General features: G+C 56.8%; 7 protein-coding genes. 3 read left to right on the forward strand and 4 right to left on the reverse strand.

Going from position 1 to position 7,440, the window contains the following annotated elements; all coding sequences use genetic code 11:
- From ACTJI7_RS22735 to znuC, 3 genes are all read right to left on the reverse strand, one after another.
- Positions 1–1,121: integrase core domain-containing protein (locus tag ACTJI7_RS22735; protein ID WP_440670601.1), on the reverse strand; the 1,121-nt coding region annotated here is incomplete at its 3' end.
- A 106-nt stretch (positions 1,122–1,227) separates the two neighbouring features.
- Positions 1,228–2,013, reverse strand: a complete 786-nt coding sequence (gene znuB, locus ACTJI7_RS22740; RefSeq protein WP_028013622.1) for a zinc ABC transporter permease subunit ZnuB — start codon at positions 2,011–2,013, stop codon at positions 1,228–1,230.
- Entirely contained in the window at positions 2,010–2,765 is a 756-nt protein-coding gene (gene znuC, locus ACTJI7_RS22745) for a zinc ABC transporter ATP-binding protein ZnuC (RefSeq protein ID WP_028013621.1), read from the reverse strand. Before znuC ends, znuB begins: the two co-directional genes overlap by 4 nt.
- Before the next feature lie 77 nt (positions 2,766–2,842).
- On the opposite strand from znuC, the gene znuA reads away from it, so the two are divergent.
- The 3 genes from znuA (at position 2,843) to lpxM (ending at position 6,214) form a co-directional block, all read left to right on the forward strand.
- Positions 2,843–3,787: a zinc ABC transporter substrate-binding protein ZnuA gene (gene znuA / locus ACTJI7_RS22750; protein WP_063155633.1), complete on the forward strand. Its 945-nt coding sequence runs from the start codon at positions 2,843–2,845 to the stop codon at positions 3,785–3,787.
- A gap of 15 nt (positions 3,788–3,802) precedes the next feature.
- Positions 3,803–5,122, forward strand: a complete 1,320-nt coding sequence (gene mepM / locus ACTJI7_RS22755) for a murein DD-endopeptidase MepM (protein ID WP_028013619.1) — start codon at positions 3,803–3,805, stop codon at positions 5,120–5,122.
- Positions 5,123–5,242: 120 nt separating this feature from the next.
- Positions 5,243–6,214 carry a lauroyl-Kdo(2)-lipid IV(A) myristoyltransferase gene (gene lpxM / locus ACTJI7_RS22760; RefSeq protein ID WP_028013618.1) on the forward strand — a complete coding sequence of 324 codons (972 nt, stop codon included), beginning with the start codon at positions 5,243–5,245 and terminating at the stop codon, positions 6,212–6,214.
- 80 nt (positions 6,215–6,294) lie between these two features.
- Here the strand turns inward: lpxM and ACTJI7_RS22765 are convergent, their stop codons facing one another.
- The gene (locus tag ACTJI7_RS22765) at positions 6,295–7,437 is read right to left on the reverse strand and encodes an IS481 family transposase (protein WP_028013617.1); all 1,143 of its coding nucleotides are present in this window, start codon (positions 7,435–7,437) and stop codon (positions 6,295–6,297) included.
- Positions 7,438–7,440: the final 3 nt, after the last annotated feature.

The following is a 7,440-nucleotide window of genomic DNA, read 5'->3' on the forward strand; positions in this document are numbered from 1 at the left end:
TAGTACGCAAGCGTTATTCCGTTAAAGATGATGGCCTCAAGGCCATCATCTTGTTCTTCCAGCATGATGTACTCATCAGTCAGCGCTTCACTCAGGAACACCGTCCCCTTTTTCCCCATATAGAGTGTCCCCCTCGATTTCACTCTGTAGACCGTTCCTCCTGACGGATAGGCATAGTCAGGAACACGGCCATCCCACTGTCGCTTCGAGGGTTGCCACACCGTTCCGGGCGTTGCACCCGCCAGGGCTTCATGCGGTCTTTCATAGTTAAATTCTTTCCGGTAGTCACTGAACCACCGCTGTTGTTCTTCCATCGTCATGAAGGTGTTCCCCTGCGCCAGCGCACTTTTCAGGGAACGGTGCATGCGTTCGTGCCGCCCGTTCTCTTCGGGATGGCCCCGGCGGATTCGTTCCGGTCTGACGCCCAGCTTTATCAGCCAGACTGCAAGACGACTTAACCCGGCGATACCCGTCCCTGCGAAGGGCTGACCATTATCGGTTCTCAGAACGTCCGGCAGACCGTACTCCAGGAACGCCTCCGTCAGACAGTGCCTGACGAAGGGCTCGCTCTCACGGTCCGTTCCACGGCAGCTCAGCAGATACCGGCTGTGGTTGTCGGTCAGGGTGAAGGGATGACAGTACTCTCTGCTCAGCAGCCTGAACTTGCCTTTAAAATCAGCGCTGCAGACCTGATTGTTCTCACTGATGCTGGTCAGGGGCCGGCGATTCCCCGGCGTTCTGCGCTTTCTCTTTCTGTCTGGTACCAGGCCTTCACGCTTGAGGATATCGCCGACAGTGCTGGCAGCAGGAACGGTAAAATCGACGTGATGATTGAGGAGCCACATCCGCAGTTTTTTCGGGCCCCAGTCAGGGTGTTTCTGACGCAGGGCAGTCAGGTGTCCGACGACCTCATCAGGAACCGTCCGGGAGTGGGAGCGTGGTGCGCGCGACCGGTCAGAGAGAGAGGACAGGTCAGAAGGGTCAAAACGCTGAAGCCATTTGTAGCCGGTTTTGCGGCTGATGCCAAAAAGACGGCAAAGAGCGGAGAAGGAGTCCGTACCTGCATGGCAGGCACGGATAAAATCAAGGCGTTGCATAGGTCGGGTCTCAGTCCAGGGCATAGCGAGTCTCCTCTTCTATGCCAGTTATAACTGTTACCCATGTATCCGGTCTAAAGTGTTACCCATGTTTCCGGTTCATACCGAAGCGCCACCGGGGACATGCTCACTACTGCGCGGTCTTTTTCATCATACTGAAAACAAACAACACCGCCGCACTCAAGACCACCGACGGTCCGGCCGGCGTGTCATAAAACGCCGAAAAGGTTAACCCGCCCGTGACGGCGATCATCCCGATAACCACCGCGATACCGGCCATCTGCTCTGGCGTACGTGCAAACCGACGCGCCGTGGCGGCAGGGATGATCAGCAGCGATGTAATAATCAGCGCGCCGACAAACTTCATCGCCACGCCAATCGTTAACGCCGTCACCAGCATCAGCAGCAGCTTCACGCGCTGCAGCTTCACGCCGTCGACAAACGCCAGATCCGGGCTGACGGTCATTGCCAGTAAATTCCGCCACTGCCACAGCAGAATGCCCAGCACCACGACCACGCCGATCGCGATAGCAATGAGATCTTCGGGCGTTACGGCCAGCAGATCGCCGAACAGGTAGGCCATCAGGTCAACGCGGATATTTGACATCAGGCTAACAACGACCAGACCCAGCGACAGCGCGCTGTGCGCCATGATGCCAAGCAGCGTATCAATCGCGAGGTGAGGGCGCTTCTCCAGCCAGACCAGACCGGCTGCCAGCAGCAGCGTGACCACAATCACCGCGTAAAAGGGATTCACATCCAGCAGCAAACCAAAGGCAACGCCCAGCAGCGACGCATGCGCCAGGGTATCACCGAAGTAAGACATTCTGCGCCACACCACAAACGAGCCGAGTGGGCCTGCGGCGCAGGCAAGCATAACCCCGGCCAGCCAGCCGGGCAGTAACAGTTCAATCATGAGTGTCCATTTCCCCGACGCAGAACGATTCGTCCCTGCAAATCATGGCGGTGATTATGATGATGGCGATAAATGCCAAGCTGTTCAGCGCCGCGAGGGCCGAACATGGAGATAAATTCCGGGTGCATTGAGACCACTTCAGGCGTGCCGGAACAGCAAATGTGATGGTTGAGACACAGCACTTCGTCGGTTTTCGCCATCACCAGATGCAGGTCATGGGAGACCATCAGCACGGCGCAGTTCAGTTCGCGGCGCAGCTGGTCGATCAAATCATAAAGCGCGACCTGACCATTGACGTCCACGCCCTGGGTTGGCTCATCCAGCACCAGCAGCTGCGGGCTGCTCAGCAGCGCACGGGCCAGCAAAACGCGCTGCGTCTCACCGCCGGACAGCTTCTGCAACGGCGCATCGATAAGGTGGCCCGCCTGCACGCGCTTCAGCGCCGGGAGAATATCGGCTTTTCGCGTGCCGGGACGCAGACGCAGAAAACGATTTACCGTCAGCGGCAGGGTGGCGTCCAGATGTAATTTTTGCGGCACATAGCCGATCCGCAATTTTTCCTCGCGCGTGATTACACCTTCATCCGGTGTAACCAGACCCAGCACCACGCGCACCAGAGTGGATTTACCTGCGCCATTGGGGCCGAGCAGCGTCAGAATTTTTCCGGGCTTGAGATCCAGCGATACGTCAGAGAGGACGCGGCGCTGGCCAAAGGAGACCGAAATATTGTCGAGAGAAACCAGAGTCGTCATGTCAATTTAAGCTTGAAGAAGTCAACGAATGTTATAATATCACATTCCACGCATTCACTACGATGATTAGTCGCATTATGTTACATAAAAATACGCTTCTTTTCGCAGCATTATCCGCTGCCCTTTGGGGAACAACCGCACAAGATGTTAACGCTGCCGTTGTTGCTTCGCTTAAACCGCTTGGATTCATCGCGTCGGCCATTGCCGATGGGGTAACGGAAACCCAGGTTCTGCTCCCTGACGGGGCCTCAGAGCATGACTATTCTCTGCGTCCATCTGATGTAAAACGCTTACAAAACGCAGACTTAGTTGTCTGGATTGGTCCGGAGATGGAAGCATTCATGCAGAAATCCGCCAAACAGATTGCTGATGAAAAACAGGTCGCGATTGCCGGGCTTTCCGGCGTGAAACCGTTGCTCATGAAAGGGGCGGATGATGACGGTGACGAACATGACCATCACGCTGCAGAGGGTGAAATAGGTGATGGAGATCACCATCACGGCGAGTACAACATGCATCTCTGGCTATCCCCAGAGATAGCGCGGCTTTCAGCGGTTGCAATCCATGACAAATTAGTGGAACTTATGCCGCAAAGTCGAGCCAAACTAGACGCCAACCTGAAGGATTTTGAGGCACAATTAGCCGCAACCGATAAGCAGGTAGGTAATGAGCTCGCACCGTTGAAAGGAAAAGGGTATTTCGTTTTTCATGACGCCTACGGCTACTACGAAAAACACTACGGCCTGACCCCGCTTGGGCACTTTACCGTCAACCCTGAAATTCAACCTGGTGCGCAGCGTTTACATGAAATCAGAACACAGTTGGTTGAGCAGAAAGCGACATGCGTTTTTGCTGAGCCACAGTTCAGGCCAGCGGTCGTAGAAGCCGTGGCCAGGGGAACATCCGTGCGCATGGGAACCCTTGACCCGCTAGGTACGAATATCCAGTTGAGCAAAGCGAGCTATTCGCAGTTCCTCAGCCAACTGGCGAACCAGTATGCGAGCTGCCTGAAAGGAGATTAACGAGGAAGTGAATACGTGCAACAGATAGCCCGCTCTGTCGCCCTGGCATTTAACAATCTGCCTCGACCCCACCGCGTTATGCTGGGGTCGCTTACAGTTCTCACCTTAGCGGTCGCCGTCTGGCGGCCCTATGTTTACCACCCGAGTTCTGCCCCTATCATTAAAACCATCGAGCTTGAAAAGAGCGAGATCCGCTCTTTGTTGCCTGAAGCCAGCGAGCCTATCGACCAGGCCGCTCAGGAAGATGAAGCTATCCCTCAGGATGAACTGGACGATAAAACCGAGAACGAAGCGGGGATCCACGAATACGTTGTCTCTACCGGTGACACGCTGAGCAGTGTGCTCAACCAGTACGGTATCGACATGGGCAATATCAGCCAGCTGGCCGCTGCGGATAAAGACCTGCGTAACCTGAAAATCGGGCAACAGCTCTCCTGGACATTAACGGCGGATGGCGATCTTCAGCGTTTGACCTGGGAAATGTCCCGCCGCGAAACCCGCACCTATGACCGCACTGCAAACGGTTTCAAAATGACCAGTGAAATGCAGAAAGGCGACTGGGTTAACAGCGTGATGAAAGGTACCGTGGGCGGAAGCTTTGTTTCCAGCGCCCGTGATGCGGGCCTCACCAGCGGTGAAATCAGCGCGGTGATCAAGGCCATGCAGTGGCAGATGGATTTCCGTAAGTTGAAAAAAGGCGATGAGTTTTCCGTCCTGATGTCCCGCGAAATGCTGGACGGCAAGCGCGAGCAGAGCCAGCTGCTGGGGGTGCGTCTGCGCTCCGAGGGAAAAGATTACTACGCCATTCGCGCTGAAGATGGCAAGTTCTATGACCGCAGCGGTACGGGCCTTGCGAAAGGCTTCCTGCGTTTCCCGACGGCGAAACAGTTCCGCGTCTCCTCTAACTTTAACCCGCGTCGTCTGAACCCGGTTACCGGCCGCGTTGCGCCTCACCGCGGGGTAGACTTCGCGATGCCGCAGGGCACGCCGGTGCTGTCCGTAGGCGATGGCGAAGTGGTGATGGCAAAACGCAGCGGTGCAGCGGGCTATTACGTGGCTATCCGTCACGGTCGTACCTATACCACCCGCTATATGCACCTGCGCAAGCTGCTGGTCAAACCGGGGCAGAAAGTGAAACGCGGTGACCGTATCGCGCTCTCCGGCAACACCGGACGCTCTACTGGCCCGCATCTGCACTATGAAGTGTGGATCAACCAGCAGGCCGTGAACCCGCTGACGGCCAAACTGCCGCGCACCGAAGGCCTGACAGGTAAAGATCGTTCCGATTACCTGGCGCAGGCGAGAGAGGTGATACCGCAGCTGAGCTTAAACTAAGCTCTCTGTTTTGTGAAAAAAGCCGGTGTCAGCATGCGCCGGCTTTTTCTTTTGTGCGTGGGCGACTGCCTCGCTACACTATCTGAATAATTTTTTGCGTCACCAGACCCTGGAACCAGCATGGAAACAAAAAAAAATAATATTGAATACATTCCTGAGTTTGAAAAATCCTTTCGACATCCGCGCAACTGGGGCGCCTGGCTGGGGGTTTACACCTTTGCGGGCATCGCTATGCTGCCTGCCGCGCTGCGCGATCCCGTACTGGGAAAAATTGGCCGTCTGGCCGGGCGCTTAGGTAAAAGCGCGCGTCGTCGTGCGCAGATCAACCTCTATTACTGTTTTCCTGAAAAAAGCGATGCCGAGCGCGAGGCCATCATCGACGCGATGTATACCACCGCACCGCAGGCCATGGCGATGATGGCGGAGCTGGCGCTGAAAGGACCGGAAAAAATCATCGACCGCGTTGACTGGAAAGGGCTGGAAATCATCGACGAAATGCGTCGCAATGATGAGAAGGTCATTTTCCTCGTGCCGCACGGCTGGGGCGTGGATATCCCGGCAATGCTGATGGCTTCCCAGGGGCAGAAAATGGCGGCGATGTTCCATAACCAGGGCAATAAAATCTACGATTTTGTCTGGAATACGGTACGTCGTCGTTTTGGCGGACGTTTGCATGCGCGTAACGACGGCATCAAGCCGTTTATTCAGTCGGTACGTCAGGGGTACTGGGGCTACTATCTGCCGGACCAGGACCACGGACCCGAGCACAGCGAGTTTGTCGACTTCTTTGCGACCTACAAAGCCACGCTCCCCGCGATTGGGCGCCTGATGAAGGTCTGCCGCGCCCGCGTGATCCCGCTCTTTCCGGTTTACGACGGTAAAACGCATCGTCTGAGCATTGAAGTCCGTCCGCCGATGGACGACCTGCTGACCGCGGACGATCGCACCATCGCGCGCCGCATGAACGAAGAGGTGGAGCTGCTGGTGGGGCCGCATACCGAACAGTACACGTGGATACTGAAGCTGCTGAAAACGCGGAAGCCGGGAGAGACGGAGCCCTATAAGCGTAAAGAGCTTTACCCGAGGAAATAGAAAACCTTTACCTTGCCCCTCTCCCCTTGTACAGTCCGGGGACATGGTAGACAGGTGTTCGGGGACATGGTGAACACTTTTTAACATCCTTTACCCATGGTGATCGACTTTTTCTTCAGGTCGATCACCCCCACTTTCGTGCTGTACCACCACACTTCATAGCAGCCGTCATCCTGCGTCTCCCTCAGCCCGACCCGTTCTCCCCTGAACGCCTTGCCTGCGCTCAGACTGACACCCTGTATGCTCAGCTTTCCGCTGACATCCACTTTCCTGACCTTCACCCCTTCATCGTACTCAGGTGGCGTTACGCTGCCGCTGTACTGCCGGGCAGACGGCTGATAACGCGAGGCCGGTACCGCCATATCCAGCGCCTCGTGCGGGCGTTCAAGGTTGTACACCGTGCGCCAGTGATCGAAAGCGCGTTGCAGCTCTCCGCTGTCCGCGAACCATTTTCCCTGCAGCACTTCCGCCTTCAGGCTGCGGTGAAAACGCTCCAGCTTGCCCTGCGTCTGCGGATGATAAGGCCGGGAGTGCCCCACCCGGATACCGTGGCGCATCAGCCACAGCTCCAGCGCCGTCCAGGTGCCGGTGGTGTCGCCCCACGGTGAGCCGTTGTCCATCGTCATCCTGTCCGGCAGGCCGTAGCGTTCAAACGCGCTGACCAGCTGCTGCTGCACGGTCTCGCGCCGTTCATCGGTACAGTGCGCCAGGCACAGGGAAAAACGGGAGTGGTCGTCCAGCAGGGTGAGCGGATGGCAGCGGCCACCGCCAAAGGGAAAGTGGCCCTTAAAATCCATCTGCCAGAGCCGGTTCGGCGCGTCATGTTCGAAGCGTCCCGTAGCCGGAACGCCCGGTGATGCGCCCGGCAGCAGACCGTGACGGGCCATCAGATTATGGACGGTGCTGAAGGCGGGCATACGGTGCCCCTGGTCTTCAAGCCAGCGCTTAATCTTGCGGGCGCCCCAGCGTTGATGACGGTCATGCGCCATGCGCAGCAGGGCCGTGATGTCGTCAGATGAGCGGTTCGGGGAATGATGAGGTGCGCGGGAGCGGTCCTGAAGACCGGAGGCACCTTCCTCAGCCCAGCGCTGAAGCCACTTGTAGCCGGTGGCAGGAGAAATGCCGAACTGACGGCAGAGGAAACGGATGTTCGCCCCGTCCTGCGAGGCGAACAGCACAAACTCGGTACGTAATGACATGGTATCTCTCGCATCCCAGGGCATAAG

Source organism: Enterobacter sp. 22499, assembly GCF_052044815.1.
Taxonomy (GTDB): Bacteria; Pseudomonadota; Gammaproteobacteria; order Enterobacterales; family Enterobacteriaceae; genus Enterobacter; species Enterobacter bugandensis.